Origin of the sequence: Nonomuraea sp. NPDC050404 (genome assembly GCF_040655495.1) — a bacterium.
GTDB lineage: Bacteria > Actinomycetota > Actinomycetes > Streptosporangiales > Streptosporangiaceae > Nonomuraea.
This window is the reverse complement of sequence record NZ_JBFAKB010000002.1, coordinates 418,822-445,445: the sequence shown is the minus strand read 5'-3', so window position 1 is coordinate 445,445 and position 26,624 is coordinate 418,822. Positions and strand designations below refer to the sequence as shown.

The following is a 26,624-nucleotide window of genomic DNA, read 5'->3' as shown; positions in this document are numbered from 1 at the left end:
CCAGGTCAAGGAGCAGTGCCCGGATCGCCGCCGTGGCCGTCCGGTGGCAGCAGTGACGCCGCGGCGGCAGCGGCCGCGAGCAGGCAGCAGGCCGAGACGGCGAACGCGAGGACGTATCCGTGCCCGGAAGCGGCGGTCCCCGCTGACCGGCCCCCCGTCGCGGTGGCGGCGATCGTGCTCAGGATGGCCAGCCCGATCGCCCCGCTGACCTGCCGGATCGTGTTCAGTAGCCCGGCGGCCAGGCCGTGGTGCCGGGCCGGAACCCCGCTGGTGGCCGCGACCGTGACCGGGGTGAAGGCCGCGGCGCTGCCGAAGCCGAACACGATTCCGGGCAGCAGGAGCCAGAGCACGGACGAGCCCGCCACCCCGGCCAGCGCCGCCACGCCGCCCAGCCCGGCCGCGCCCAGCGCGCAGCACCACACGGTGGTACGGCGCACGCCCAGCCGTACGGAAAGGGCGCCCGCGCTGTTGGCCCCCGCGAACATCGCCAAGCCCAGCGGAAGGTAGGCCAGCCCGGCCATCAGCGGCGAGTAGCCGTGCACGTCCTGCAGGTACAGCGACAGCAGGACCGGGCTGGCGAAGAAGCCCAGCCCGAGCAGGAACATCACCACGTTCCCGCTCCCGACCGAACGGGTCCTGAAGACGTCCGGAGACATCAGCGGCTCGCGCGCCCACCGCGCCTGGTGCACCACGAAGAGGACGAGCAGCGCCAGGCCGCCGGTCAGCGGCGTCAGCGTGCCCGCGTCGGTCCAGCCGCCGGTGGGCGCCCGCATCAGCGCGTACACCAGGCCGCTCAGCCCCAGGGTGCCGATCAGGGCGCCGGTCACGTCCAGCCGCCGGCGGGCTCCGTCCTTCGGGCGGTGTGGCAACAGGATCGTCGCCGCGACGATCGCCGCGACCCCGACGGGAACGGTGACCAGGAAGACCCATCTCCAGCCGCCGAGCTCGATCAGCAGACCGCCGAGCACGGGCCCGAGGGCGGCGCCGGCCGCCCCGACGGCGCTCCAGACGGCCAGTGCCCGCGCCCGCCGGTCCGGTTCGGTGAACGTGGTGGTCACCAGGGCGAGCGTGACCGGCATGAGCAGCGCCGCGCCGAGCCCCTGGACCGCGCGGGCGGTGAGCAGGAGCGTCGCCGTCGTGGCCAGGCCGCCGGCAAGCCTGGCTACGGTGAACACCGCCATGCCGAGTACGAACGTCGCCCGCCGGCCGTATGCGTCCGCGAGCCTGCCGCCGAGCAGCAGGAGCCCGGCGAAGACGAGCGTGTAGGCGTTGACCGCCCACGGCAGGGTGGCCGGGGTGAAGCCGAGGGCGGAACGGATGTCGGGCAGGGCGACGGAGACGATCGTGGCGTCCAGGATCACCATGAACGACCCGGCGCAGGCCAGAGCGAGTTCGGCACGCGCCCTCATCGCCGGTCCGCGACGCAGCACGAGCTCACCTCCTTACGGGAGCGGTCAAGTGCGCCCAACCCTGCACGCTCAACCCGGGTTGAGGGCAACTCCGCCGCTCCCGTAATCCGGAGCCCCGGCGTCCCGGAACCCGGGATCAGGGACGCCGGGGCTCCGGAGTCAGGATGCCGGCCCTGAACTCCGGACATTCCTCCAGCGGCGGGCCATGCCCGCACGTCTTCAGATGGTTCAGGTACCGCTTGGCGACGGCCAGTCTGTCCATCTGCGCGTCGATGTCGGAGATGCGCGCGTCCACGATCTCCTGCCAGTTCTCGCTCTGTGACAACAGGGCGGCTATCTCATCGATGCTCATCAGCCCGGTCCGCCGCCACAACTGGATCAGCGCCACCCGATAGACCTGCGCGTCGTCATAGAACCGCTGCCCGGCCCGCCGGTGCGGGATGACCAACCCACGTCGCTCCCAGTAGTGCAGCGTCGAGATCGCCAGGTCGAAGTGGTCGGCCATGGTGCGGATCGAGGTCAGCCCGTTCATGACCCAATCTTGGGCCAGGTCCGGCGGCGCCCGCTTCAACCACGTGCCGCCATCGGCTGAGATTCGATCAGTGCACCAGCACGATTCTGCCGCGGGCGTGCCGGGTCTCGCTCAGTTCGTGCGCGGCGGCGACCTCGCTCAGCGGGAACGCCGCCGCGATCGGCACCCGCAGCCGGCCCTGCCCGGCGAGTTCCACCGCCAGGCCGAGGCCGTGCAGCGCCATCGGGTCGGCGCCACCGAGGTCCGAGGCGTCGACGTCCACCGGGGCGCTGTGCGACAGGTGCACGCCGTGGACCGCGGCTCCGAGGTCGGCGATCGTCACCACCCGCGCCTTGTCACCGGCGATGGCGATCAGGTCGGGCAGCGCTCCTCCGGCGCAGTCAAACACCGCTTCCACCCCGCCGGGAGCCAGCGCGCGCACCCGTTCGACCAGTCCCGCCCCGTAAGTCGTCGGCTCCGCGCCCAGGGAACGCAGGAACTCGTGGTTGTGCTCGCTCGCCGTACCGATGACCTTGGCACCCCGGGCGACCGCGAACTGTACGGCGACCGTGCCCACCGCACCGGCCGCGCCCTGCACCAGCACGGTGTGGCCGGGGCCGACCGCGAGCCGGTCGAGTACCCGGACGGAGGTCTCGACGCTGCCCGCGGCGCCGCCGGCCTCCTCCCAGCTCCACGCGGGCGGCTTGGGCGCCCAGGCGGCCAGGACCACGTGGTCGGCGTTCGCGCCGCGCCCGATCATGGAGGCCACGCCGAACACCTCGTCCCCTACGCCGGTGCCCGTGACGCCGTCGCCCACCTCGTCCACCACGCCGGCGGCGTCGAACCCGGTCCGGTACGGCAAGGGCATGGGCAGCGCGTCGCGCATCATCCCGGAGCGGAGTTTCATTTCTCCCGGCGAGATCCCGGACGCCCGTACGGCGATGCGGATCTCTCCCGGTCCGGCGTGCGGCTCGGCGACCTCGGCGACCTGCATGACGCTGGGCGGGCCGTACTCGGAAAACTGGATTGCTCTCATGTCCCGCAACGTAACGGAACACCCCGTCCGTTTGATTAAAGTGAGAGCGGTGACGGACGAAGTGAGTCAGAAGCCGCGCGGGAATGGTCGCGAGGTGGGTGAGAAGTCGCGTCCGGATGGTCGCGAGGTGGGTGAAAGGTCGCGTCCGGATGGCCGCGAGGTGGGCCCGAAGCCGCGTTCGGAGACCCGCGAGCTGGGTCATGAGCTGCGCTCGGACGCCCGTGACAACCGCCGGCGCATCCTGGAGGTCGCCCGTGAGGCCTTCGCCGTCCAGGGTCTCGACGTGCCGATCAGGGAGATCGCCCGGCGCGCCCAGGTCGGCGCCGCGACCGTCTACCGGCACTTCCCGACCAAGGAGGCGCTGTTCGCCGAGGCCTTCGCCGAGCAGATGGCCGGTTGCACGGCGACCGTCGAGAGAGGGCTGGCGCAGGCCGATCCGTGGCGCGGGTTCTGCCTGGTGGTCGAGAAGCTGATGGTGGTGAACGCCCTCGACCGGGGTTTCTCCCGCGCCCTCACCTCACGCCTGCCCGTGACCGACCACTTCACCACCCACCGCGACTACACGATGCGCCTGATGTTGCAACTCGTCAGGAACGCCAAGGAGGCGGGCGGCCTGCGGGCGGATTTCGTGCTGGAGGACCTCATCATGGCGTTGATGGCGAACGACGGCATCCGCGCGGATTCGCCCGCGATGAGAGCGGCGGCGTCGCGCCGTTTCGCGGCCCTGATGATCCAGTCGTTCCGTGCGGACCCGGTCCCCGCACCGCTTCCGCCCGCCGTCCGCCTGCCACTCCCCGTCCTCCCCACCCTCGGCGTTCGCTGACGTCCGACAGCGGCCCGTTACCGCAGGAGGTCTTCGGGGGCGAGTGTCACCCCCGACGTGGGCTCGGGGCCCTCCTGTGAGGCGGCGTCCTGTGAGGCGGGGTCCGGTGAGCCGTCGTCCGGCAATTCATCATCAAGCGCGTCCTCCTCCTTCGGGTCGGGCTCCGGGCGGCAGTCCTGTCCGCAGCCGCCGAAGCGGGAGGAGTCGACCGGGGTGAATGGGGACGGCGCAACCCCTTCAAGCGCGGCCGCCATCGTGTCCTTCCAGATCGGGCCGGGGATGCTGGCCCCCTGCACCGAGCCGTAGTACCGGCCGCCGATCGTGACGCCCGTCAGCTTGTACTGCTGGGAGCCGCGCGGGTCGCCCAGGCTCACCGCGCTCGCCAGGTCGGGCGTGAAGCCGGCGAACCAGGCCGACGCGTAGTCGTCCGTAGTGCCGGTCTTGCCGGCCGCGTCCCGGCCGATGCCGCCGACCCCGCTCATCGTGCCCTTGGTGAACACCCCGGACAACACGTCGGCCGTCGCGTCGGCGATCGCCGGGTCCAGGGCCTGACGGCACTTGGGCCGGTAACGGGTGCTTTTCCCGTCGCGGTCGGTGATGCGGCTGATCGCCATCGGGGCGCAGTACGTCCCGCGCGCCGCGATCGCCGCGTACGCGCCGGCCACCGTGACCGGGTCCGACTCGTTGATGCCGAGCGTGAACGTCTCGAACTCGCGCAACTTCTTGCCGTCCGCGCGCTTGATGCCCAGCGACTTGGCCGTCTTGACCGTGTCGCAGAGCCCGACCCGCTCCTCCAGTTCCATGAAGAACGTGTTCACCGAATCCCACGTGCCGGTCCTGAGCGTCTTCCAGCCGGGCGAGCCCTCGTCGTTGGTGACGGTGTGCGTGGGATCGCCGATGTTCTGGCCCGCGCAGTTCTTGAACGTCGAGTACGCCGGCGCCCGGTAACCCGCCCCCGCCTTGAGCCCGTCGTCCAGCTTCATGCCCTCCTGCAGGGCCGTGATCAGGGTGAACGTCTTGAACGTGGACCCCGGCTGGAAGCCGATCCCGCCGCCGTGCGCCGCGTCCGCGACCACGTTGTAGGAGATCTCGTTCTTGCCGGCGTTCGTCCCGTACGTCCGGCTGGCGGCCATCGCCTTGATCGCCCCCGAGCCCGGCTGGACCAGGGCCTGCGCGGCGACCGGCCGGTCCGAGGGGTTGACGTAGCGCTTGATGGCCTGGTCTGCGGCCCGCTGCATGGCCGGGTCGATCGTGGTCCTGATGGTCAGGCCGCCACGGTTGAGCATGGTCAGCCTGGCCTTGGCCGTACGGCCGAAGTCGGGGTTGCCGAGAATCTCGTGGCGCACATACAGGCAGAAGTACGCGAATTTGCTGCTCTCACAGCCGCCGGGGATCTTGGTGCCCTTGTAGCCGAGCTTGCCGGCCTTGGCCTTCGCCGCCTCCGCGGCGCTGATCTTGCCCAGCTCGGCCATCCGGTCCAGGACGACGTTGCGGCGGTTCAGCAGCCGTTCGCGCTGCTTCTTGCCCAGGTTGGGGTCCGTGGCGTTCGGGTCCTGGACGGCGCCGGCCAGCGTCGCCGCCTGCGGCAGGGTCAGGTCGGCCGCGGACACGCCGAAGAAGCGCTTGGCCGCCGCCTCCACTCCGTAGGCACCGGCGCCGAAGTACGCGATGTTCAGATATTTGGCGAGAATCTGGTCCTTGCTGTACTTCTTCTCGACCCCCATCGCGTACCGCAACTCGTTGAGCTTGCGCGCGTAACTCGCCTCGACGGCCGCGTTCCGCTCCTCCTGCGTGCCGGCCGAGTTGTAGAGCACCTGCTTGACGTACTGCTGGGTGATGCTCGACCCGCCCTGGCTCATCCTGCCGGACTGCAGGTTCGTGGCCAGCGCGCGCAGCGTGCCCTCGATGTCGATCGCGCCGTGCTGGTAGAAGCGGAAGTCCTCGATCGCCACGACCGCCGTCTTCATCGTCTCGGAGATCTCCTCCGAGCCGACGACCTCGCGGTACTCCTCGTAGAAGCGGGCTATCTCGCCGCCCTTGGCGTCCTGCACGATCGTGACCTCGGCCGGCGGCGGCTCGGTGAGGTCGAGCGGCTTGAGGTTGATCTCCTCTGCCGCCGCCACCAGCCCGATCCCGGCACCGCCGACGGCCGGGATCGCGATGGCGGCCACCAGCAGCCCGGCCGCCGTCCCCGCGCCGATCAGGCGCACGGCCTTCACCCCACGCCGCGTGGCGGTCTCATCCCGCCGAGACCGTGAAGCCTTCTCATACCGTCCGGACCGCGACGGCTGCTCCCCCTGCCGGGACATCGATGTTCTCTCCCCCCGTCGAGACATCAGAGTTTGCCGAGCCCGCGGGTCAAGATCGTCGCGGTCTTGGCGACGACGGCGTCGTCGGCCTTGGCCACCGAGCGGTGGGTGTAGACGGCCAGGATGATCGGGGCGGCCGACCTGCCGGATGGCCAGGCGACGGCGATGTCGTTGGCTCCGCCGATCTCGCCGTTCGTGCCCGTCTTGTCGCCGACCGTCCACTTCTTGGGCAGGCCGGCGCGGATGCGCGCGTCGCCGGTCTCGTTCGCGATCAGCCAGGCGTTGAGCTGCTCGCGGTCCTTGGCGTGCAGGGCCTTGCCGTACGTGAGCGCGCGCAGGTCACGGGAGATGGCCGCGGGCGTGGTGGTGTCGCGCTTCTCCTTGGCCGTCCAGTCGTTGAGCTCGGTCTCCCAGCGGTCCAGGCGGGAGACCGGGTCCTTGAGCGTGCGGAAGTACTTGGTCAGCCCGGCCGGCCCGCCGATCTGCTTGAGCACCATGTTCGCCGCAGTGTTGTCGCTCAGGGTGATGGTCGCCTCGCACAGCTCGGAGACGCTCAGGCCGTCCTCGACGTGCTTCTCGGTGGTCGGCGAGTTGGGCTTGAGGTCGTCGGCGGTCCACTTGACCACCTTGTCCATCAGGCCGGGCTCGGAGGTGCGGGCCTTGTGCAGCGCGGCCGCGCAGAGCGGCGCCTTGAACGTGGACAGCAGCGGGAACCGTTCGCCCGACCGGTAGCCGACCGACTTGCCCGTGGCCGTGTCGATGGCGTACGCCCCGATGCGGCCCTTGAAGGACGCCTCCAGCGCGCGCAGCTCCTTGCTGACCTGCGCCTGGGCGGACGGCGCCGCCTGGGCGGCGGGAGCTGTGGCCGAGGCCGGGCCCGCGGCCAGGGCGCCGCCCGCCATGAGGGAGACCGTCACGGCGGTCGCCCGGAAGGCGGCCCGGGTACGGAGGTGTCGCATATGCCTGTGTCCTCGCTGTCGTGCGATCGGTTCAGAGGGCAGGAGCAAAGCACGTGCGATCAACCGGTGTCTAATAGCGATATCGCGTAGGCCACGATATCGGTTCTCGTATAAGCGCAGGTCATAGCCGTGAGATTGCCGGAACGGCAACGTGGTTCGCGCGACGTGGGGCCGAGGTCACATAGTGCGGGGGAAAGCTGAGGAAAGCGAGGAGACATGTCGAAGACCGTCACCCATCGGCTGGTCGAGGTGCCGGGAGGCCGCATCCACGTGGCAGAGCAGGGCAGCGGGCCGCTGGTCCTGCTGGTGCACGGCTTCCCCGAGTCCTGGTACTCCTGGCGCCACCAGCTCCCGGCCATCGCCGCGGCCGGATTCCGCGCGGCGGCGATCGACGTGCGCGGCTACGGCCGCTCCTCCGCGCCCGCCCGCACGGAGGACTACCGCATGCTGGCCCACGTCGCCGACAACGCCGCCGTCGTACGGGCGCTGGGCGAGCGCTCCGCCGTGATCGTCGGCCACGACTGGGGCGCGCCGATCGCCGCGAACAGCGCCCTGCTGCGGCCCGACCTCTTCAGGGCGGTCGGCCAGCTCAGCGTGCCGTACGCGGCGCGCGGCCCGCACCGCCCCACCGACGCCTTCGCCGCGATGGGCGGCGGCGAGGAGTTCTACGTCAGCTACTTCCAGCGGCCGGGGCGGGCCGAGGCCGAGATCGAGCCCGACGTGCGCGGCTGGCTGGCCGGCCTCTACACCGCCCTGTCGGCGCAGGGGCAGGGCGCCTTCTTCGTGCCCGCGGGCGGCCGGCTCCGTGACCGCTTCCCCGTGGGTGCGCTGCCGTCCTGGCTCACCGAGAGTGATCTCGACGTGTACGCGGCCGAGTTCGAGCGCACCGGCCTGACCGGCGCGCTCAACCGCTACCGCAACATGGACCGCGACTGGGAGGATCTGGCGGCCTGGGACGGCGTGCCGATCACGCAGCCCGCGCTGTTCATCGGCGGGGCGCTGGACGCCAGCACCACCTGGATGGCCGGCGCCATCAAGGAGTTCCCGCACACCATGCCGGGGATATCGGGCGTCCATATCCTCGACGGCTGCGGCCACTGGGTCCAGCAGGAACGCCCTGATGAGACCAGCCACCTGCTGATCGACTGGCTGCGACGCCTGACGTGACGCACCCCACCGTTTCGGTCGCTAACGTGATCCGTTCGGTCACGCCACGTGGCGACTCTCTTGGGTAGTGTCGAAGCATGCGCCATTTCAAACGCCGGTTCGTGCCCTTGGCACTGTTCGCCTCGTGTGTCCTCGCGGCCGGCTGCAGTGACGTTAACAACACCATTGACAGGGCCCAGGCCTGCCTGGAAGCCCCCAAGATCATCACTGAGCTCGGAGCGGAGATCAGCAAGCTGACCGACGATCCCCAGGCCATGGACAAGGCGCTGAACGACGCCGCGACCAAGCTCAACGAGGTGGCCGACTCGGCCGCCAACACCACGCTCAAGGAGGCCACCGACGGCATGGCGTCCACCTTGACCAGCATCAACGTCACCAGCGTCAACGAGGCCGTGGACGCGGTGCAGAAGGTCGGCACCGAGAGCGCCGCCTACGTCAAGGAAGTGGCCACGGCCTGCGGCGCCGGCTGACCCTCGAAAGAGCATTCCCGGCTTCTCTAGGGGAAATGGGTACGAATTAGCGTTTTTCCTATGGAACCCGACCCGCGTTTCACCTTGGCCAACGAACGCACCTTCCTCACCTGGCTGAGCACGGCGCTGGCACTCAGCGCGGGTGGGGTGGCCATCGCGGCAGTGCCGTCCGACGTGTTCGTGCCTTGGATCCGTACCGGACTGGCCATCGTGCTGGTCACCCTCTCCGCGCTGGCGGCGGGCATGGCCTACCCCCGCTGGCGCAACATCCAGCGCGCGCTGCGGCAGCAGGCGCCGCTCCCGCCGCCCGCCCTGGCGGCCGTCTTCGGGTACGGCGTGGCGGCCGTCGCCGTCGTCGCCCTCGTCCTGATCATCCTTTCCGCCTGACCGGCGGCCGTTCTCATGACGACGGAAGAGGAGATCTGGGACAACGGACTGCAGAGCGAGCGCACCCGCCTGGCCTGGGTGCGCACGGCGGTGGCCCTGTCCAGCGGCGGGCTCGCCGCCGCCGGGCTGTCCGTGCGGCACGGCCTGCCCGCGCTCGCGATCGTCGGCTTCGCGCTCGCCGCCCTGTGCGGCGGCGTGCTGCTGACCAGGACGAGACTGCGTTTCCGCCGCGTGCAGGCCGCCCTGCACGCGGGAACGCCGCTGAATGCGGGGTTCGACGCGTTCTTCGCCTGGCTCGGCACGTTGAGCGTGGTCGCGGGCGCCTTCGTCTTTGTGCTCACCGTTCGGTGACCCCGGTTGCGGGAATCCGCGAAGGAGGCGGAGACTCGTAAGCAGGGGGTGACCTCAAGTGGAAGAAGAACACCGCAAGGTGCCGTTCGAATGCCGCAGTTGCTGGCACGTCTGGCACGAGGACTACGACGTCAGGCACATCGAGGACGATCACGGTCATGCGGGCGGCGAGGTCTGGCTGCGCGCCGGGCTGCCCGTCTCGCCGCCCTCGTCGGGCGAGATCTGCCCCAAGTGCGGCTGCCAGCAGGCCGTCATGTTCCCTGACGGCTACCTGGTACGCCATCCGGAGCTGATCCCGCCGGTCGGGCCCGTCGTGCTCGACGCGACACCACTGCTCAGCCCGGTGCGCAGGCCGCTTTACTGACTCCACGCTTGACGCCGGGTAAGTATTTCCTGGCGTCCGGTGTCAGAAGGTCGTCTTGCGGGAGAAACGTAACCGGACGGACACTCGGAGCGACAAATCGGCCGACAGCCGGGGGTGGTCCAGGTGCCCGACGGATTCGACACCAGCGAGACGTGGCCCTTCGAATGCCTGCGTTGCCTGCACGTCTGGGAAGAGGACTTCGTCGTCAGACATCTCTGCGACGCCTACGGCAACGGGGGAGACATCTGGCTCAGCTCGGGAATCCCCGTGCCGCCGCCCTGGTCGGGCACCTGCTGCCCGGGTTGCGGCCGGTACGACGTGACGTGGTTCCCCTCCGGCTACTCCAGCCGCCACCCCGAACTCGTGCCCGCGCTCGAACCCGAGCCGGGGCCGGTGCCCGTACCGGCCCCGGTGCCGCCGCCGGGCAGGGCGTCCGCCGGTTCGAGGACGTACCTGCCCGGCAGGCTGCTGGTCGGGCTGGGCGTGCCGATGGCGCTGTTCGTGGGATACGAGTTGTATGCGAACATCATCGCCATGGCACGCCCGCAGCCATGACCGGGGCCGGAGCTAGCTGAGGCTCTCCAGCCAGGCCTGGTGCAACCCGGCGAAGCGGCCGGAGGCGGCGATGAGCTGGTCCGGCGGCCCGTCCTCGACGATCGTGCCGCGCTCCATCACCAGCACCCGGTCGGCGATCTCCACGGTCGACAACCGGTGCGCGATGATCAGCGCGGTGCGCTCGGCGAGGATCGTCCGCAGCGCCCGCTGGACGAGGCGCTCACTCGGCACGTCGAGGCTGGAGGTGGCCTCGTCGAGGATGAGCACGGCCGGGTCGGCGAGGAACGCCCGCGCGAACGCGACGAGTTGCCGCTGGCCTGCCGACATCCGGCCGCCGTGCTTGCCCACCTCGGTGTCGTAGCCCTGCGGCAGGCCCGAGATGAACTCGTGCGCGCCGATGGCCTTGGCCGCCTCCCGTACCTGGCGGTCGGTGGCGTCGGGCTTGCCGAACCTGATGTTGTCCGCGACCGTGCCGTTGAACAGGAAGTTCTCCTGCGTCACCATGACCACGGCCTGACGCAGCGTCGGCTCGTCGAGGTCGCGCAGATCTACGCCGTCGAGCAGCACGCGCCCGTCGGTCGGGTCGTAGAAGCGGGAGATGAGCTTGGCCAGCGTCGTCTTGCCCGCGCCCGTCGCGCCGACCAGCGCCACGCTCTGCCCGGCCGGGACCGTCAGGTCCAGCTTGGGCAGGATCGGCCTCTCCTTGACGTAGGCGAACTCGACGCCGTCGAAGCGCACCTTGCCGCGCGCCCTGCCCTGCGGCAGCGCCGCCGGCTTGCGCGGCTCGGGCACGGAGGGCTCCTCCTCCAGCACGCCCGACAACTTCTCCAGCGCCGCGCCGGCCGACTGCAGCGTGTTGTAGAACTGGCTGATCTCCTGCATCGGCTCGTAGAACCCGCGCAGATACAACATGAACCCCGCCAGCACGCCGGGGGAGACCTCGCCGCGCAGCGCCAGGTAGCCGCCGTAGAGCAGCACCGCGCCGATCGTCATGTTGCCGATCAGCTTGACGCCGGTCATGAACGTGGCGCCGAGGATCATGCCGCGCGCGTTGGCATCCCGGTAGTCGTCGTTGAGCCGCTCGAAGATCTCCTGGTTGCGCGGCTCCCTGCGGAAGGCCTGCACCGCGCGGATGCCGATCATCGACTCCACGAAGTGAACGATCACCAGCGCGACCGTCTCGCGGGTGCGCCGGTAGACCGTGGCGGACTGCCGCTGGAACCACTTGGTGAACAGCAGCAGCAGCGGCAGCGGGATCAGCGCCACCAGGCCGAGGTGCACGTCCAGCACCAGCAGCAGCACCGCCGTGCCCACCAGCGTCAGTACGGCCTTGACCAGCGCGTCGAACCCCGACTGCACCAGCTCGGCGATGGCCTCGATGTCGGAGGTCAGCCGGGAGATCACCCGGCCCGAGGTGTAGCCCTCGTGGAAGCTCAGCGACAACCGCTGGAAGTGGTCGAACACCCTTCTGCGCAGCGTCAGCAGGATGCTCTGCCCGACCGTCCCCATCAGCCGCAGGAACGCCTGCCGGGTGAGCGCCTGGGTGAGCGCGGCGGCCAGGATCACCCCGACCACGGTCACCAGGACCGTGGGGTCGGAGCCGTTCGTGATCGGCGGGATGCCCGAGTCGATGCCCACCGAGACCAGGAAGGGAATCGACAACCCGGCCGCGTTCGCGACCACGATGATCAGAATGAGCAGCGCGATCTTCTTCTTGTACGGCCGCAGCAGGTCGCCGAGCAGCCGCCGCGAACGGGTCCGCAGCAGTACGGAGACCTTCTCCGACAGCTCGTCCTGATCCTCGGAGGCGACGCCGCGCCAGGAATCACTCTTCTCCTGAACCGTCGTCGTCATCGAAGCGCCCCTTCCGCCGCGTCGTCGAAGTCGGCGTCCTGCGCCAGCAGTTCCCGGTACTCGGGCACCCGCGCCAGCAACTCGCGGTGCTGCCCGACGTGCGTGATCGTGCCGTCCCGCAGCAGCGCCACCTTGTCGGCCAGCAACACGGTGGAGGCGCGGTGGGCGACCACGATGCCGGTCGCGTCGCGCAGCACGTGCCGCAGCGCCTCCTCCACCAGGGCCTCGGTCTCGGCGTCGAGCGCGGACAACGTGTCGTCGAGCACCAGGATGCGCGGCTTGCTCAGCACGGCCCTGGCCAGGGCGAGCCGCTGCCGCTGACCGCCGGACAGGGACAGCCCCTGCTCGCCGATGCGGGTGTCCAGGCCCCACGGCAGGTCGTACACGAACATGGCCTGGGCGGTCTGGATGGCCTGCGCCAGCTCCTCCTCGGTGGCGTCGAGCCGGCCGAGCATGAGGTTCTCGCGCACGCTCATCGAGAACAGCGTGGGCTCCTCGAACGCGGTGGCCACCACCGAGCGCAGCGTCTTCAGGTCCAGGTCGCGTACGTCATGACCGTCGATCGTGACCCGGCCGGAGGTGGGGTCGATCAGGCGCGGCACCATCGCGGTCAGGGTGGTCTTGCCCGCCCCGGTCGGGCCCACGATGGCGACCGTCTCGCCCGGCCGCACCTCCAGCCACAGGTCGCGCAGCACCGCCTCCTCGGAGTCGGCGAAGGCGAAGCCGACCCCCTCGAAGCGCAGGTGGCCGCGCGGCTCGTCGATGGTGTCCGAGCCGCCCTCGATGGCCGGGACGGTGTCCATGACCTCCATGAGCCGGTCGGCGGAGGTCATCGCCTCCTGCGCCATGACCAGGAGGTAGCCCAGGCTCGCCACCGGCCAGACGAGCTGCAGCATCAGCGTGGTGAAGGCGATCAGCGCGCCCAGCGTCAGGTCGCCGGAGCCGACCGCCAGCGCGCCGATCAACAGCACCAGGGCCAGCGTGATGTTGGGCACGATCTCCAGGAAGGAGAAGAACCTGGCCGACAGGCGCACCTTGGCCATCGAGGAGCCGTACACCTTGAGCGCGGCGTCGTCGTACTGGTCGTAGACGTGGTGGCGGCGGCCGAAGGCCTTGATCGTACGGATGCCGGTCGCGGACTCCTCGACGAGCGTGGCGAGGTCGCCCTGCTCGTCCTGGACCTGGCGGGAGATCTTGATGTAGCGCTTCTCGAAGCGCTGGGAGGTCCACACGATCGGCACGACCGAGGCCAGCACCAGCAGCCCGAGCGGCCAGTACTTGTTCATCAGCAGCACGGTGACCGTGATGACCTGCAGCACGTTCATCACCAGGAACAGCGCGCCGAAGCCGAGGAAGCGGCGGATCGTCGACAGGTCCGTGGTGGCACGTGATAACAGCTGACCGGACTGCCAGTCTCCGTGGAAGCCCATGGGCAGGCGTTGCAGGTGTTCGTACAGGTCGTCGCGGACGGCGGTCTCCAGGCCGAGCACCGGCTTGACCTGCATGTAGCGGCGGAAGAGGATCAGCAGCGCCTCAAGGGCGCCGACGCCGATCGCGAGCAGTCCGAGTGGCAGCAGTGCGCCGGAGTCACCGTGCCTGACAGGTCCGTCGATGACCTGCTCGATGATGAGGGGGAAGACGATGACGAGACCGACGCCGACGAGCGCGGTGAGCCAGATGACGCTCAGTCTGGCGACGTACGGGCGGAGGTAGGACTTCATCCGCCAGAGGGAGTTGGAAGACAGCAGGGGACGGCGAGGTTGGTGCGTATCGGGAGGCATCCCTCTTAGGCTAATACGTGGGATCAACCGATTTTCTGTGGCCTCGGGGTGGGGTACCTGTACATGACGTGCGGAAACGTGAAAGTTCATGTACTTTCGGCAACCCCTTACCCTCGTTCTGACGTGCGGGAAGAAGGAAAATTTCGTGATCGGTGAAACGGAACTGCCGCACCTGCGTCGCTGTGTCGAACTCGCCACCCGGGCCCTGGAGGTGGGCGACGAGCCGTTCGGCTCCGTGCTCGTCTCCGGCGACGGCGACGTCTTGGCCGAGGACCACAACCGGACGTCCGGCGGCGACCAGACCCGGCACCCCGAGTTCGAGCTGGCCCGCTGGTCGGCCGAGCACATGACGCCGCAGGAGCGGGCCACCGCCACCGTCTACACCTCCGGCGAGCACTGCCCGATGTGCTCGGCCGCCCACGCGTGGGTCGGCCTGGGCCGCATCGTGTACGTCGCCTCCTCGGCCATGCTCACCGGCTGGCTGGCCGAGCTCGGCGTGCCCGCCTCGCCCGTGCGCCCGCTGCCCGTCAACGAGGTCGCGCCCGGCGTGACCGTCGAGGGGCCGGTGCCCGAACTGGCCGGTGAGGTACGCGAATTGCATCGCCGCTACCACGGCTGACGCGCGTTTGACCGCCGGTTTGTATACCGGGTGGCACAGTCGGACACATGGTGCACGGCCGCTCCATCAGGGCACGGATGACGATCGCGACGGTGGGGTCGTTCGGCGTCATCCTCCTGGCCGGGGTGGGGATGATCTCGGCGACGTACCCCGTACGGGCTCGGTCCGACCTTGTCGACCAGGCCGACGAGGCCAGCCGGCGCGTCACCACCCTGGTCGACCGGCAGCGCATCGCCGGCCCGATCCCGCCCCAGGACGGCGTCGGGCTGCTGCAGGTCGTGGACGAGCGCGGCATCGTGGTGGCGGCCAGCACCGGCCTCGCCGGCCGCCCCCCGCTCACCCGCAGCAGGCCCTCCGGCGGCGACTCGCGCGTCAGCGAACGGCTGTGCAGCCCCGCGGGCTGCATGATGGTCGTCGGCACCAGCAACCGCGCCACCGTGTACGGCCCGATCGTCGCCTACGCGGCCGTGCGGGAGCCGTTCCTGCTGCGCTCGTCCTTCCTGCCGGCCATCCTGTTCGGCTCATCGGCGGTGCTCCTGGCGCTGATGGGCTGGGCCGCCTGGTACGGGGTCGGGCGGGTGCTCGCCCCCGTCGAGCGGATCCGGCGCGGCCTCGAACGCATCAGCGCCGAGGACCTCAGCGGGCGCGTCGAGGTGCCGCCGAGCGGGGATGAGGTGGCCGAGCTGGCCACCACCGTCAACGACACGCTCACCCGCCTGGAGGACGCCGTCGAACACCAGCGCCGCTTCGTCTCCGACGCCTCCCACGAACTGCGCACGCCGATCACGGCGCTGATCGTGCGGCTGGAGGCGGGCATGGAGGAACGCACGGAGGCCGACTGGCGCGCGGCCCTGGACGACGCGCAGCGGCTGTCGGACATCGTGGGCGACCTGCTCCTGATGGCCCGGCTGGACGCGGGGGCCGAGCCGCCGGTGGAGCGGTTCGAGCTGGGGCGGCTGGTCGAGGACGAGGTGGGCCGGCGACCCGGGCGGCTGCCGGTGACCCTGGACGTGGAGCCGGGCGTATGCGTGCGGGGGACCCGGCTGCGGCTGGCCCGGGTGCTCACGAACCTGCTGTCCAACGCGGATCGGTACGGGGATTCCATGGTGCGGGTCACTGTGCGGGGGGACGGGGATACCGCCGTGCTGGAGGTGACGGATGACGGGCCGGGGATTCCCGAGGAGATGCGGGAGCGGGTGTTCGAGCGGTTCACCCGGCTGGACCGGACCCGGTCACGGGACACCGGGGGGAGCGGGCTCGGCCTGCCCATCGCCAGGAACATCGCCAGGGCCCATGGAGGGGACCTGAAAGTCGCCGAAGGGACGGCGACGCGCATGATCCTGTGCCTTCCCCGAGAGTAGCTCTGCCATCTCGTCCCACTCCCAGCGTCTGACGTCCGGGCGGTCCGCCAAGCCTTGGAAGATGCGCCACAGGTGTTCCGGTTCATCCCAGATCTCGCAGGCATTGCGCAGGAGCGCCAGCACTTCGTCGCCCGCCATCTCGGGGGCGTCCAGCTCCAGTTGCCTGAGCACTCGCGCCACATAGGCAGGGGTCGGTGCCTGGGCCAGAGCCCGTCTATAGGTGGCAAAGTCGGGCTCGCGGTTCAGCGTGATCGCCAGCAGGGTGGCGACGGGGCCGTGCGGATACGCGTCCAGCCCTCCCGGGTCGATCTGCGTCATGTAAGGAAGCAGGTTCACGAAGAGATGTCCGAGCGTGGTGTCGTCGCGGAAGGAGATCTCCCGCATCCAGCTTGAGTCTCTCATCGCGAGGCTGTGCTCGAAGTCCGCCATGGCATTGTCGGGCCAGGTGAAGAAGACCAGGTCGCGGGAGTCGAACATCGGGTCCCGGTCGAACGCGACCTCCATCGTCCTGCTTCCGTCGCGCAGGAAGTGGCGGACCGCGATCGTGCGCATGAGCGAGTCGAACTCGGCCCTGCTGAGCTGGGAGTGCCACAGTCGGGCCATCCGGCGCCACCGCTCGTTCGCCTGCTCCGGCTGCTTGACACGGAACAGTTCCGCGCCTGTGATCGGCTTGTCCGACGACAGCACGGCCAGCACCATCAGGTTGGCGCTGTAGGCGGCGCATCGGGCGGTCAGCTCGGCCTGCACCGGCTCGTAGGCGTCGTAGGCGGGGCGCGGCTTGGCCCGGAGCGACTCCGAGAACAGCTCGCACAGGTACCGCGTCAGCAGCGCCCGGTGATCGGGTGGGATGGTGTGGCCGAGGCCGTGCTTGAGGAAGTCCACGATGGGGGAGCGGCCGTTGAGGGCCGCGAACGACAGCAGCGCGTGCAGGTAGGCGTCGTCCGGCCGGGTGGGGCGGCGGCGGGACTCGGCGAAGGCCAGCTCTTCGGCCATGTCGGCGAGTTCTCTGACGATCAGGCGGGCGACCAGATATTCGCCGAAGGTCGCGTGCAGGAACTCGTAGGTCTTGAGCTTCTCGTTGTCCCGCAGTGCCTGGGTCGTGTGGATGAAGAAGAACCCGCCGATGACGCCTTCCGCGCGGGTCAGGGCACGGCGGAAGCCAGCTGGCCGGCGGTGCGACTCCTGGGGGTGCAGCGCCTCCAGGTCGGCGTCCAGGTCGTGCTCCTCGATCCATTGCAGGCCACGGTTGAACATCGCGAACGCCGTGATCGACAGGCGTAGCAGCTCGTCCTCCACTGCCCGGTCCAGGTCCTCGTCCGTGAGGTGCGCGTGCGACTTGCCGACCTCGCGGAGTGCGAAGCCGTGCAGCAGCCGTTCGTACAGCTCGGCCTCGTGGAGGTCGTCGCGCATGTGGCGCAGGGCATTCGTGTCGGCGTCGTAGAGGGCCAGCATCGTCAGCAGGAGGGGCTGCCCGGCGAGCTGGCGCACGCCGAGCACCTTGTCCAGGGGGAACGGCTCCAGGTCGCGGGAGCCGAAGTATCCGTGGTTGGCGTCGTTCCAGGTGGTGGCCCACTGACGGATCTGGGCCTCGTCGAAGGGCTCCAGCCGGACGACCAGCGTCTCGGAGGGCACGCGCGCCCGATCCGCGACCGCCGTCCTGGAGGTGACGACCACGGCCAGCGCGTGGCCCTTCTCCGCCTGGTCGCGCTGGAACTGGGCGACCCGCTCCAGATAGTCGGCCTGATTCACGCCGGTCGCCTGGAGCAGCTCGTCGAAGCCGTCGAGCATGACGACCGGCAGCGCGCCCTCGGCCGCGTGCACGAAGTCGGGCCAGGACATCGGCTCGTCCAGCGCGGTCCTGATGCCGTGCTCGATCTGCGCCAGTACGTCGCTGTCCGCGAGAACGGCGCGCAGCTCCACCCTGAGCGGGAGGAACTGGCCGGCGGGCAGCCTGGCCGCGAGCATGCGCGTCAGCACCGATTTGCCCGCACCCGGCTGGCCGAGCACCAGGAGGGGCGCATCGGTGGCGGCCGGGGTGGTGAGGTGGCCGGTCAGGAAGAGGTCCAGGTCATCGCGGCGCGGGCAAGCCGCCCACGCCTCCTCGGAGGTGATCGGGTCGCGTGAACCTAGCAGGCGGTAACCGGGGTTGACATAACCCTGGTCCAGCGTCGGGATCGTCATCCCGGCCGGGGTGCGCGCGTGTGACAGGATCGGGCGGCCGAGCGTGGCCTGGTTCGATCGGATCAGCGCCGTCAGCCGCTCGGACGGGTGGCGGGTGGCGGGGATCCTGGCCAGTTGCTCCTCGATGCCGGCCAGCCCGCGCGCGAGGCTTCTGACCTCCGCCCGGGTGGCCTGGTGGTCGATGCGGTCGGCCCAGCACGCCACCTCGGGGAACTCGGCGGCCAGGCGGCGGAACAACTCCTCGTAACGGCGGATCGACCTCACGGGGATGTCCGTGCGCAGGGTGTCCCGCTGGGTCTCACTCCATTTGTCCCAGCACGCGAGCCCGGAGAGGAAGGCGAGCAGTATGTCGGTCGTCTCCGCGTATTCGCTCCATAGGAGGTGCAGAACCTGCTCGTAAGGACGGTCGGGGGAGGGCTGCGGTGTGTGAAGGCGGATGGGGCCCACGTCCGTGCCGGTGATCCTGCGCTGGTCCTGCGGGGTGAGCTCGCGCAGCACGTCCACCTCGGCCAGCGCCTCCAGATAGGCGGTGACCACGATGACCGCGTGCGCCGCCCACAGCCGCCGCGTGGTGTCGTACCGGCTCAGGCCCTTGACCCTGTCGCGCAGCCTGCGGATGAACTGGTCGCCCAGCCGCACCGCCTCGGCGCGGGCGTCGAACAGGTCGATCGCGGCTGTTCCGAACAGCGCGAGGGACGACGCCTTGTCCAGGACGTTCGTGATCTTGCTCGGGCCGCCGAGCAGTGCCACGGCGTCCTGGTAGGTCATGATCTGCCGCACGCCTTCAATTGTGCCGAAGCGAGCGACCGCGGGGTCAGGATTCCGCGCCCAGCGTGATCGTCTCGGAGACCTCGGCGTGCCGTTCGGACTCTTCCTGTGCGAAGCGGGCCGTGTCGAGCTTGTCGGCGATGTCCTCGTCCTGCCGCATCAGGGTGTCAAGGGACTGCCCAGCCATCTCCAGCACCCCCATCTCCGCGTACGCCTCCTGCAACCGGGGACTCCACAACCCGATGTCCTTAACGCACGGCACGATCCGGCTGAACAGCAGCGACCGGAACGCCCGCAGATAGTCCGACCGGTCAGTGGCCTCCATGGCCTCCGCCACCTCGGCCGGAGACAGGCCCAGGGTTTCCCAGGTCTCCCGGCCGCGCAGCCGGTCGCGCATGAGGTAGCAGCCCTCGATGACGAAGTCCTCGCGTTCGCGCCGCTCGACCTCGGTCAGGCCGCGGTAGTGGTCGCGCAGCGCCATCCGGCCGAAGGCGACGTGACGGGCCTCGTCCTGCATGACGTAGGCGAGGATCTGCTTGGGCAGCGGTTTGGTGGTGATGTCGCGCATGACGCCGAAGGCCGCCAGCGCCAGCCCTTCGATGAGGACCTGCATGCCCAGGTACGGCATGTCCCAGCGCGAGTCGCTCAGCGTGCTGTCGAGCAGTGACTTGAGGTGTTCGTTGATCGGGTAGGCCAGGCCCACCTTCTCTTGGAGGAAGCGGGCGTAGGTCTCGGCGTGGCGGGCCTCGTCCATGGTCTGCGTGGCCGCGTAGAACTTGGAGTCCAGGTCGGGCACCGTCTCGACGATCTTGGCGGAGCAGATCATCGCCCCCTGCTCGCCGTGCAGGAACTGGGAGAACTGCCAGGCGGCCCCGTGCAGCCGCACGTCCTTGCGCATCTGCTCGCTCATCCGCTCCCACAGCGGGGTGCCGTAGATGGCGATGGTCTCGTCGGGGATCCCGAGCACGTTGTACGGATCCACCTCCAGGTCCCAGTCGATGCGCTTGGTCGAGTCCCACTGCTTGTCCTTGCCCTTCTGGTACAGGGCGAGCATGCGGTCCCGGCCGTCGTCGTACTCCCAGGTGAACCGGCTGGCTCCGGCCATCTCGACGTTCCACGTGGAGAGCCCGGCGGGAATGGTGTAGAGATCGTGGGTCGACATGGGACCTCCGAGGGGGATACGTACACCGTACGTCCGTGCTCCGAGCTTGCACGTGCGACGTACGCGCGTCAATAGAATGAGCTATGCCCACCGAGCCCCTCACCCGGGGACGCATCGTCGCCGCGGCCATCGACCTCATCGAGCGGGAGGGCGCCGACGCGGTCTCCATGCGGCGCATCGCGGCAGAGCTCGGCGTGGGCGTCATGTCGCTCTACAACCACGTCCCGAACAAGGACGCCCTGCTCAACGGGGTGGCCGAGTCGGTGCTGAGCCAGATCGAGTTCACCGACGACCCCGACGCCCACTGGACCGACCGCGTACGCATGCAGGCGCGCGCCTTCCGTCAGATCGCCCACCACTATCCGCGTTCGACCATGCTCGTGGTCAGCCGCCAACTGCACTCCGCCGCCGGGCTGCTGCCGGTCGAGCGGGCGCTGGCCACGTTGCGCAGCGCGGGGTTCGGCGGGGCCGACGCGGTGCGGATGTTGCGGATGTTCATCGCCTACATCGTGGGCTCGCTGCTGCGCGAGGTCGGCGTGACGCCCACGTTCGCGCCCGACCACACCAGGACGATCAACGCCGACGGGATCGATCCGGCGCTGTTTCCCGAGGTCAGCTCGCTGGCGGAATTCCTGGGGGAGTGTGACCACGAGGCCGAGTTCGACTTCGGCCTCGAACTGCTCATCACGGCGGCCGAGGCGCAGGCGGGCCATCGGGAGGGCACCAACCGAGGGTGAGCCCGAGTGCGGGAGGGGCGTTGGGAGGGCATCCGGTGATCCGCGCCGGACGCCCTCCCGCCGGCTGCTAGTACCAGTTGTGTGACTTCCAGTGCCCCCAGGCGCCGCACGGCCTGCCGTACCTCCCCTTGATGTAGGCCAGGCCCCACCGGATCTGCGTCTCTGGATTGATCTTCCAGTCCCGGCCCGCGCCGCTCATCTTGCCGGCGGGCAGGGCCTGCGGGATTCCGTACGCCCCTGACGAGTGGTTGAGCGCCCGGTGGTTCCAGTTGCTCTCCTTGGTCCACAGGTTGTCCAGGCAGCGGAACTCCTGATAGTTCCAGGCCCGCTGAACGAGGTGGCCGAGGGCGATCTTCTTGTTCCTGCTGGCGGGCCGTACGGCCGCCATCTTGGGTTGCGCTGACGTGGTCCAGGTTCCGGTCCTGATCTGCGGTCCGCTTTCGGCCCTGGCCGGTAGGGCGGTCCTGGTCTGCGGCCCGCTCTCGGCCCTGGCCGGTAGGGCGGTGCCGAGCGCGGTCACCGCGGTTAGAGAGATCAGAGTTCCGCTGAGCACGCGTATGCCGTCCACGACGATCCTCACTGCCGGGTCGCGTGCGGACGGGCGCACTCAGCCGTCGCCCTGCCGATCCGCGTCCGTGGCCCGGACGAGGAGGGTCCGCGCGGCCCTCCGGGATCCTGTTCCGCCCGGTCGTGCTGGGCGGCCCGGAGGGCTCCGCGACGTGTCCTTTAGCACGATTCCTATTACGCGTTGTCACCGTGGGTCACACACCGGGACACGCGTAGGTGAGGTGTTTGTCCGAACGTTGCGGATAAAAGGCCCGTTCGCTGCGGCGGGATTGCCCGGTCCGCCGCCCCGTTGGGCGGGCCTTGCCGCAATCAGCGGGAATTTCTGGGGTTTGACTCAGTACCAACCGTGGGATTGGAAGTGCCCCCAGGCGCGACACGGCGAGGAGTAGCGCTGCTTGATGTAGCCGAGTCCCCACTTGATCTGCGTGCGCGGGTTGGTCCGCCAGTCGCGGCCGGAGGAGGCCATCTTGTGGCCGGGGAGCGCCTGCGGGATGCCGTAGGCGCCGCTGCCGTTGCCGGCGCGGTGGTTCCATCCGCTCTCTCGGGCCCAGAGTTTCACCAGGCAGACGAACTGGTTACGGTCCCAGCCGCGCGTGGCCACCATGGCCTTGGCGATCGACTTGTTCTTGCCGCTGGTCTGGGAGCTCTGCGCCTGTGCGGCCGAGGCGCCGCCCGCCGCCACCAGGGTGGCGGTCAGGACCAGGACGCCGGTACGGCGGAGCATGGGCATGCGGGTTCCCTTTCGAGGGGTTTCGTGGACCGCGCCACCCTGCCCGAAAGGCCGTCTTTACAGCGAATTGACCATGAAAACGTAGATCGTGAGTAAAGATCTCGATATATGCCTTTTTCTGGGTATTTGGCGTCAGAATGAGGTCTGCGTCACATTTCTCATCCTGACTCCTTCTGTAGGGTCGGAACATGAGCCTCAATGACATCCCGCTCCGCACCCTCGCCGACGCCCCGACCACGCTGCGTGACCTGACGGGCGGCAAGCCCGCCCTCATCGTCAACGTGGCCTCCAAGTGCGGCCTCACTCCGCAGTACGGGGCCCTGGTCCAGCTCCAGCAGCAGTACGGCCCGCGCGGCTTCACGGTGATCGGCATGCCCTGCAACCAGTTCGGCGGCCAGGAGCCCGGCACGGCCGAGGAGATCGAGACCTTCTGCGCCACGACGTACGGCGTGGACTTCCCGCTGCTGGAGAAGGCCGACGTCAACGGCCCGGGCCGGCACGCGCTCTACACCGAGCTGACCCAGACCTCCGACCAGGAGGGGCAGGCGGGAGACGTGCAGTGGAACTTCGAGAAGTTCCTGGTGGACGGCGAGGGCCAGATCGTGGGCCGCTTCCGCCCCCGTACCACCCCTGACGACCCCGCGATCACCTCGGCGATCGAGAAACTGCTCTGACTCGTCGTAGCGACTAGCCTTCCGTGGTGTGCGCGAGGATGGCCCGCGCCAGCTCCTCGTGTGTCTCCGGCGGCAGGGTGTGCCCCATGCCCTCGACCATCAGCAGCCGCGCGCCCGGGATCCGCTCGGCGATGAGCGCGCCGTGCCCGGGCTTGGCCGGCTCGTGGGTGCCCTCGATGACCAGCGTGGGCACCTTGACCCGGTGCAGCACGCCCACCGGCTCGAAGTCGGGCCTGGCCGCCGCGGCGAGCCGATGGTTGGCCACCGCGTCCAGGTCGCGGGCGCGGTCGTAGACACGTTCCTGCAGGCGGCGCGCGGCGTCCTCGTCGAACGGCAGCGCCGTGCCGTGCAGCGCGCGCTGCTCGGCGATCATGGCCTCGATCCGCTCGCGCCGGTTCGCGGGCGGCGGGGCGGTGATCATCGCGCGGAAGGCGGCCACGAACTCGGGCGTCGGCCCGGGCAGGCTGCCCTCCGGCTGCGGCTCTCCCATGAGCGCCCGCATGATCACCGCGCCCTCACCGCCGCCCAGCGGCGAGGAGCCGATCACGGTGAGCGTGCGCACGCGCTCCGGCCGTTCCACCGCGATGTACTGGCCGAGCAGCCCGCCGGCCGAATGACCGACGAGATGCGCGCTGTCCAGCCCGTGCGCGTCCATCACCCGCAGCACGTCGTCCTTGATGTCCTCCCACGTGTACGGCTCCTTCGCGAAGTCCACGGTGCGGGACCTGCCGGTGTCGCGGTGGTCGTACCTGATCACCCGCCTGCCCCCGGCCGCCAGCCTGCCGACGAACTCCTCCGGCCACAGGATCCCCTGCGACATCGAACCCATGATCAACACGATCGGCGCGTCGGAGGCGGCGCCGAACTCTTCGCTCCAGATGTCGTTTTGCATGCTCAAAGCATGTCCTGTCCCGCCGCCGGGGCCTTCCGTAGAACTACTAGCCGCGCCAGTTCAGTACGGGTGCCGATGCCGAGCTTCGGATAGATCTTGTACAGGTGGTACTCGACCGTCCGCGGGCTGAGGAAGAGCCGGCCGGCGATCTCCTTGCTGGACAGGCCGTCGGCGACCAGGCCGGCGATGCGCAACTCCTGCGGCGTCAGCACCTCCAGCGCCGGCCCGACCGCCCCGTCGGCGCCCTCGCCCGTCCCGCCGCGGGCCGCCTCGCTCAGCTGGCCGCCGTGGATCGCCTCGGTGGTCTCACCCGCCGCGCGCAACTCGCCGTGCGCGCGCCGCGCCCACGGTCGTGCGCCGATCCGCGTGAACGTCTCCAGCGCCGTCCTCAGGTGCGCCCGCGCCTCGCCGGGCCGCTGGCCGCGTCGCAGCCGCTCGCCCAGCAGCAGCGCCGTTCTGGCCGCTTCGTACGGGTTCGCCTGCAGCCGCAGCGCCTCCTCAAGGGCGCTCGGATCGTCCTGCGCCCCGACCAGCGCCCGGCACCGCGCCAGCAGCGCGGTGGTATCGGCGCCTGCCGCACCGGCCGACCACCGCTCGTACGCCTCCAGCGCCGCCCGCGCGGCCGCCAGGTCACCCGCTCCCACGGCTGCCTCGATCCGGTCCGGGGTCGTGCGCCACACGATGGTCGGATGGCCAGCGCCTGGACCCGCCACCGCGATCGCGGCGAAACGGTCGTGCGCGGCGGCGAACCGGCCCATTCCCAGGTCCAGCATGGCCAGCGCGTACTCGGCCACGCCCACGCGCAGGCCCACGCGGTGCGGGATGGCGATGGCCAGCGCCTCCCCGGCGTACCGCCGGCACGTCTCCTCCTCGCCCCGCAACGCCGCCACCACCGCCAGATTGGCCAGGTGGGCGGCCACCGTGTTGCCGTACCCGGCCTCGCGGGCCAGCTCCAGCCCCTCCTCGGAGACGGCCCTGCTCTCCGCCAGCCGCCCGGCGATCCGCTCGCCGGTGGCCACGAACTCCAGCACCACGGGCAGTTGCCCGATCATCCCCGACACCCTGGCCACCCGGCCCGCCCGCGCCGCCAGCTCGGCCGCCAGGTCCGCCTCGCCCAGGTAACTGGCCGCCGCCGTGGCCCACAGGAACTCGGCCGCCTCCGTCAGCTCGTCCGTCCTCCCGAGCGCCTGAGCGAGCAGGTCGCGGCCGGTGCCGTCGGCGAGCATCAGGCCGATGCCGGTCAGAACGTCCCGCAGGAAGCTCCGGGGCAGGTGCGCCGCCCGCCGCCCGATCTCGACGATGGCCGCGGTGTCGCCCACGTACGAGGCCGCCTCCGCGGCGTCGGCCAGCATGCCCAGGCTCTCGCCCGCGGCCAGGATCCGCACGGCCTCGGCGGCGTTGCCGGAGTTCAGCTCGAACCGGCCGCGCAACTGGGCGAGCTCCATCCGCAGCGCGGCGTCGTCCCCGGCCTGCTCGCGGGCCTCGGCCAGCAGGGACTCGGCCTGGCCCGGCCGGCCACCGAGCCAGGCGGCGACCGCGGCGTCCTTGAGCCGGACCGCCCTGGTGAGGGTTTCGGGGGTCAGCTCTGCGGCCCTGGCCAGCGCGGTGGCGGCGTCGGCATATCCGCCGCGGTCGCGGGCCTGAGCGGCGGTGCCGGCGAGCGTGGCGGCGACGCTCTCGTCCTGACCGAGCGTGGCCGACGCGAGATGCCAGGCGCGCCGATCCCCTTCGGCCTGCCCGGCCAGCGCCGCGTGGGCCTCGCGGCGGGCCGCCGGGGTCGCGGCCTCGTGCACCGCCGACCGGATGAGCGGGTGGCGGAAACGTACGGACGTGCCCTCGACGCGCGCCAGGCCGGTCACCTCCAGCTCGTGCAGCGCCGCCCGGCCCGCGCCCAGGTGGTCGGCGGCCCGCAACACCAGGTCGAGATCGCCTTCGACGGCCGCCAGCAGCGCCACCACGCGGGCGGGCGCCGGCAGCGCGGCCACCTGCTCGCCGAAGAGCTGCGCACCGCCCGGCAGCGGGTCGGGCAGCGGCTCACGGCCGGCGAGTTGGTCAGGACTCAGCAGCCGTACGCTCTCCCGCAAGGCCAGCGGATTCCCCCCGGTCAGCGCCACAAGCCTGCGCCTGACCGGCCCGGAGACCGCCGGACCCGGCGATCCGATTGCCTGGCCCGGCAACCCGGACGCCACCGCATCGGGCAGTCCGCTTGCCGCCGCGCCCGGCAGGGAGACCGCCGCGCCCGGCAGGGAGACCGCCGCGCCCGGCAGGGAGACCGCCGCGCCCGGCAGGGAGACCACCGCGTCCGGCAGGGAGATCGCCGCGTCCAGCAGTTCGGTGGCCGCCGGTTCAGGGAGGCCGCCGATCTCCACCGAAGGGACGCCCTTCACCGCCGGGGAGGCCCCGCGTACGGCCAGCAACATCGCGACCCGCTCCGTGCCGAGCCGCCTGGCCGCGAACAGCAGGGCGTCGGCCGAGGCCAGGTCCACCCACTGGAAGTCGTCCACCACGCAGACCAGCCCGTCCGGCGCGGCGGCCTCGGCCAGCAGCGACAGCACCCCGGCGGCCAGCAGGAAGCGATCCCCCGACGCGGCCCTGTCCAGCCCGAGCGCCCCGCGTACCGCCTCCCGCTGCGGTGCGGGCAGCACGTCCAGCAGCCCGATCACCGGCCCCAGCAACTGGTGCAGGGCGGCGAAGGCCAGGTCCGACTCGGGTTCGACGCCGGTGGCCCTGAGCACCCGCATGGAGCCGCCGCGCGTGGCGGCCAGATCGAGCAGGGCCGTCTTGCCCACACCCGCCTCGCCCCGCAACACCAGGGCGCCGCCCGCGCCGTCACGGGCCCGGGAGATCGCGCCGTCGATGGCGGCGATCTCCGCCGATCTACCGAAAAGCATAGAGACATACCTTATGTCCCGACCTGGACGTTCGCCCGCAGAGAAGTACGCATCGTAGTCGAGCGG

23 protein-coding genes are annotated in these 26,624 nt (G+C 70.3%); 11 read left to right on the top strand and 12 right to left on the bottom strand.

Features of this window, described 5'->3' with window-relative positions; translation table 11 throughout:
• Window positions 1-5: 5 nt before the first annotated feature.
• The 3 genes from AB0I81_RS07215 to AB0I81_RS07205 all read right to left on the bottom strand — a co-directional run bounded on the left by AB0I81_RS07215 (window position 6) and on the right by AB0I81_RS07205 (window position 2,956).
• Complete coding sequence (locus tag AB0I81_RS07215; RefSeq protein ID WP_360651400.1) at window positions 6-1,430, bottom strand: DHA2 family efflux MFS transporter permease subunit; 1,425 nt, start codon at window positions 1,428-1,430, stop codon at window positions 6-8.
• Between the two features lie 115 nt (window positions 1,431-1,545).
• Entirely contained in the window at window positions 1,546-1,941 is a 396-nt protein-coding gene (locus AB0I81_RS07210; protein WP_360651397.1) for a MerR family transcriptional regulator, read from the bottom strand.
• Between the two features lie 67 nt (window positions 1,942-2,008).
• Window positions 2,009-2,956: an NADP-dependent oxidoreductase gene (locus tag AB0I81_RS07205; RefSeq protein WP_360651394.1), complete on the bottom strand. Its 948-nt coding sequence runs from the start codon at window positions 2,954-2,956 to the stop codon at window positions 2,009-2,011.
• Window positions 2,957-3,083: 127 nt separating this feature from the next.
• Here AB0I81_RS07205 and AB0I81_RS07200 point away from each other — a divergent pair, with 127 nt between their 5' ends.
• Window positions 3,084-3,779 (top strand): helix-turn-helix domain-containing protein, encoded by a 696-nt coding sequence (locus AB0I81_RS07200; RefSeq protein WP_360651391.1) that lies wholly within the window; start codon window positions 3,084-3,086, stop codon window positions 3,777-3,779.
• A 17-nt stretch (window positions 3,780-3,796) separates the two neighbouring features.
• On the opposite strand, the gene AB0I81_RS07195 is transcribed toward AB0I81_RS07200, so the two are convergent.
• A complete protein-coding gene (locus AB0I81_RS07195) occupies window positions 3,797-5,998 on the bottom strand; it encodes a transglycosylase domain-containing protein (protein ID WP_360651388.1) in 2,202 nt (733 codons plus the stop codon).
• Window positions 5,999-6,114: 116 nt separating this feature from the next.
• Window positions 6,115-7,047, bottom strand: a complete 933-nt coding sequence (gene bla / locus AB0I81_RS07190; protein WP_360651385.1) for a class A beta-lactamase — start codon at window positions 7,045-7,047, stop codon at window positions 6,115-6,117.
• A 216-nt stretch (window positions 7,048-7,263) separates the two neighbouring features.
• On the opposite strand from bla, the gene AB0I81_RS07185 reads away from it, so the two are divergent.
• From AB0I81_RS07185 to AB0I81_RS07160, 6 genes are all read left to right on the top strand, one after another.
• Window positions 7,264-8,214 (top strand): alpha/beta hydrolase, encoded by a 951-nt coding sequence (locus AB0I81_RS07185; protein ID WP_360651382.1) that lies wholly within the window; start codon window positions 7,264-7,266, stop codon window positions 8,212-8,214.
• A gap of 77 nt (window positions 8,215-8,291) precedes the next feature.
• Window positions 8,292-8,684 carry a hypothetical protein gene (locus AB0I81_RS07180; RefSeq protein ID WP_360651379.1) on the top strand — a complete coding sequence of 131 codons (393 nt, stop codon included), beginning with the start codon at window positions 8,292-8,294 and terminating at the stop codon, window positions 8,682-8,684.
• A 60-nt stretch (window positions 8,685-8,744) separates the two neighbouring features.
• Complete coding sequence (locus AB0I81_RS07175; protein ID WP_360651376.1) at window positions 8,745-9,071, top strand: DUF202 domain-containing protein; 327 nt, start codon at window positions 8,745-8,747, stop codon at window positions 9,069-9,071.
• A 15-nt stretch (window positions 9,072-9,086) separates the two neighbouring features.
• The gene (locus AB0I81_RS07170) at window positions 9,087-9,422 is read left to right on the top strand and encodes a DUF202 domain-containing protein (protein WP_360651373.1); all 336 of its coding nucleotides are present in this window, start codon (window positions 9,087-9,089) and stop codon (window positions 9,420-9,422) included.
• Window positions 9,423-9,480: 58 nt separating this feature from the next.
• On the top strand, window positions 9,481-9,786 hold the full coding sequence (locus AB0I81_RS07165; RefSeq protein WP_360651370.1) for a hypothetical protein: 306 nt from the start codon (window positions 9,481-9,483) through the stop codon (window positions 9,784-9,786).
• A 123-nt stretch (window positions 9,787-9,909) separates the two neighbouring features.
• Complete coding sequence (locus AB0I81_RS07160; protein WP_360651366.1) at window positions 9,910-10,341, top strand: hypothetical protein; 432 nt, start codon at window positions 9,910-9,912, stop codon at window positions 10,339-10,341.
• Window positions 10,342-10,353: 12 nt separating this feature from the next.
• On the opposite strand, the gene AB0I81_RS07155 is transcribed toward AB0I81_RS07160, so the two are convergent.
• Complete coding sequence (locus AB0I81_RS07155) at window positions 10,354-12,195, bottom strand: ABC transporter ATP-binding protein (protein WP_360651363.1); 1,842 nt, start codon at window positions 12,193-12,195, stop codon at window positions 10,354-10,356.
• Window positions 12,192-13,916 (bottom strand): ABC transporter ATP-binding protein, encoded by a 1,725-nt coding sequence (locus tag AB0I81_RS07150; protein WP_360651359.1) that lies wholly within the window; start codon window positions 13,914-13,916, stop codon window positions 12,192-12,194. Before AB0I81_RS07150 ends, AB0I81_RS07155 begins: the two co-directional genes overlap by 4 nt.
• A 205-nt stretch (window positions 13,917-14,121) precedes the next feature.
• Between AB0I81_RS07150 and AB0I81_RS07145 the strand changes: the two genes are divergently transcribed.
• Both AB0I81_RS07145 and AB0I81_RS07140 read left to right on the top strand, forming a co-directional pair.
• The gene (locus AB0I81_RS07145; RefSeq protein ID WP_360651356.1) at window positions 14,122-14,595 is read left to right on the top strand and encodes a nucleoside deaminase; all 474 of its coding nucleotides are present in this window, start codon (window positions 14,122-14,124) and stop codon (window positions 14,593-14,595) included.
• Window positions 14,596-14,642: 47 nt separating this feature from the next.
• Window positions 14,643-15,956, top strand: coding sequence for a HAMP domain-containing sensor histidine kinase (locus AB0I81_RS07140; protein ID WP_360651353.1), 1,314 nt, complete (start codon window positions 14,643-14,645; stop codon window positions 15,954-15,956).
• Between the two features lie 2,995 nt (window positions 15,957-18,951).
• Here the strand turns inward: AB0I81_RS07140 and AB0I81_RS07135 are convergent.
• Window positions 18,952-20,067 (bottom strand): ferritin-like domain-containing protein, encoded by a 1,116-nt coding sequence (locus tag AB0I81_RS07135; protein WP_360651350.1) that lies wholly within the window; start codon window positions 20,065-20,067, stop codon window positions 18,952-18,954.
• Window positions 20,068-20,150: 83 nt separating this feature from the next.
• Here AB0I81_RS07135 and AB0I81_RS07130 point away from each other — a divergent pair, with 83 nt between their 5' ends.
• Window positions 20,151-20,804, top strand: a complete 654-nt coding sequence (locus AB0I81_RS07130; RefSeq protein WP_360651347.1) for a TetR/AcrR family transcriptional regulator C-terminal domain-containing protein — start codon at window positions 20,151-20,153, stop codon at window positions 20,802-20,804.
• A gap of 67 nt (window positions 20,805-20,871) precedes the next feature.
• Here AB0I81_RS07130 and AB0I81_RS07125 read toward each other — a convergent pair whose 3' ends face one another.
• Together AB0I81_RS07125 and AB0I81_RS07120 are read right to left on the bottom strand one after the other, a co-directional pair.
• A complete protein-coding gene (locus AB0I81_RS07125; RefSeq protein ID WP_360651344.1) occupies window positions 20,872-21,372 on the bottom strand; it encodes a lytic transglycosylase domain-containing protein in 501 nt (166 codons plus the stop codon).
• A gap of 333 nt (window positions 21,373-21,705) precedes the next feature.
• Window positions 21,706-22,101, bottom strand: coding sequence for a transglycosylase SLT domain-containing protein (locus tag AB0I81_RS07120; RefSeq protein ID WP_360651341.1), 396 nt, complete (start codon window positions 22,099-22,101; stop codon window positions 21,706-21,708).
• A gap of 188 nt (window positions 22,102-22,289) precedes the next feature.
• On the opposite strand from AB0I81_RS07120, the gene AB0I81_RS07115 reads away from it, so the two are divergent.
• A complete protein-coding gene (locus AB0I81_RS07115) occupies window positions 22,290-22,775 on the top strand; it encodes a glutathione peroxidase (RefSeq protein ID WP_360651338.1) in 486 nt (161 codons plus the stop codon).
• A 13-nt stretch (window positions 22,776-22,788) separates the two neighbouring features.
• On the opposite strand, the gene AB0I81_RS07110 is transcribed toward AB0I81_RS07115, so the two are convergent.
• Window positions 22,789-23,667, bottom strand: a complete 879-nt coding sequence (locus tag AB0I81_RS07110) for an alpha/beta hydrolase (protein WP_360651335.1) — start codon at window positions 23,665-23,667, stop codon at window positions 22,789-22,791.
• 2 nt (window positions 23,668-23,669) lie between these two features.
• Entirely contained in the window at window positions 23,670-26,558 is a 2,889-nt protein-coding gene (locus AB0I81_RS07105; RefSeq protein ID WP_360651332.1) for an AAA family ATPase, read from the bottom strand.
• Window positions 26,559-26,624 lie beyond the last annotated feature (66 nt).

Bases quoted from the DNA above. Each gene is read 5' to 3' on its own strand.
- AB0I81_RS07180 (WP_360651379.1), top strand. From the start codon at position 8,292: ATGCGCCATTTCAAACGCCGGTTCGTGCCCTTGGCACTGTTCGCCTCG.
- AB0I81_RS07140 (WP_360651353.1), top strand. From the start codon at position 14,643: ATGGTGCACGGCCGCTCCATCAGGGCACGGATGACGATCGCGACGGTG.
- AB0I81_RS07130 (WP_360651347.1), top strand. From the start codon at position 20,151: ATGCCCACCGAGCCCCTCACCCGGGGACGCATCGTCGCCGCGGCCATC.
- AB0I81_RS07175 (WP_360651376.1), top strand. From the start codon at position 8,745: ATGGAACCCGACCCGCGTTTCACCTTGGCCAACGAACGCACCTTCCTC.
- AB0I81_RS07110 (WP_360651335.1), bottom strand. From the start codon at position 23,667: ATGCAAAACGACATCTGGAGCGAAGAGTTCGGCGCCGCCTCCGACGCG.
- AB0I81_RS07155 (WP_360651363.1), bottom strand. From the start codon at position 12,195: ATGACGACGACGGTTCAGGAGAAGAGTGATTCCTGGCGCGGCGTCGCC.
- AB0I81_RS07135 (WP_360651350.1), bottom strand. From the start codon at position 20,067: ATGTCGACCCACGATCTCTACACCATTCCCGCCGGGCTCTCCACGTGG.
- AB0I81_RS07150 (WP_360651359.1), bottom strand. From the start codon at position 13,916: ATGAAGTCCTACCTCCGCCCGTACGTCGCCAGACTGAGCGTCATCTGG.
- AB0I81_RS07120 (WP_360651341.1), bottom strand. From the start codon at position 22,101: ATGCCCATGCTCCGCCGTACCGGCGTCCTGGTCCTGACCGCCACCCTG.
- AB0I81_RS07115 (WP_360651338.1), top strand. From the start codon at position 22,290: ATGAGCCTCAATGACATCCCGCTCCGCACCCTCGCCGACGCCCCGACC.
- AB0I81_RS07105 (WP_360651332.1), bottom strand. From the start codon at position 26,558: ATGCTTTTCGGTAGATCGGCGGAGATCGCCGCCATCGACGGCGCGATC.
- AB0I81_RS07170 (WP_360651373.1), top strand. From the start codon at position 9,087: ATGACGACGGAAGAGGAGATCTGGGACAACGGACTGCAGAGCGAGCGC.
- AB0I81_RS07210 (WP_360651397.1), bottom strand. From the start codon at position 1,941: ATGAACGGGCTGACCTCGATCCGCACCATGGCCGACCACTTCGACCTG.
- AB0I81_RS07205 (WP_360651394.1), bottom strand. From the start codon at position 2,956: ATGAGAGCAATCCAGTTTTCCGAGTACGGCCCGCCCAGCGTCATGCAG.
- AB0I81_RS07185 (WP_360651382.1), top strand. From the start codon at position 7,264: ATGTCGAAGACCGTCACCCATCGGCTGGTCGAGGTGCCGGGAGGCCGC.
- bla (WP_360651385.1), bottom strand. From the start codon at position 7,047: ATGCGACACCTCCGTACCCGGGCCGCCTTCCGGGCGACCGCCGTGACG.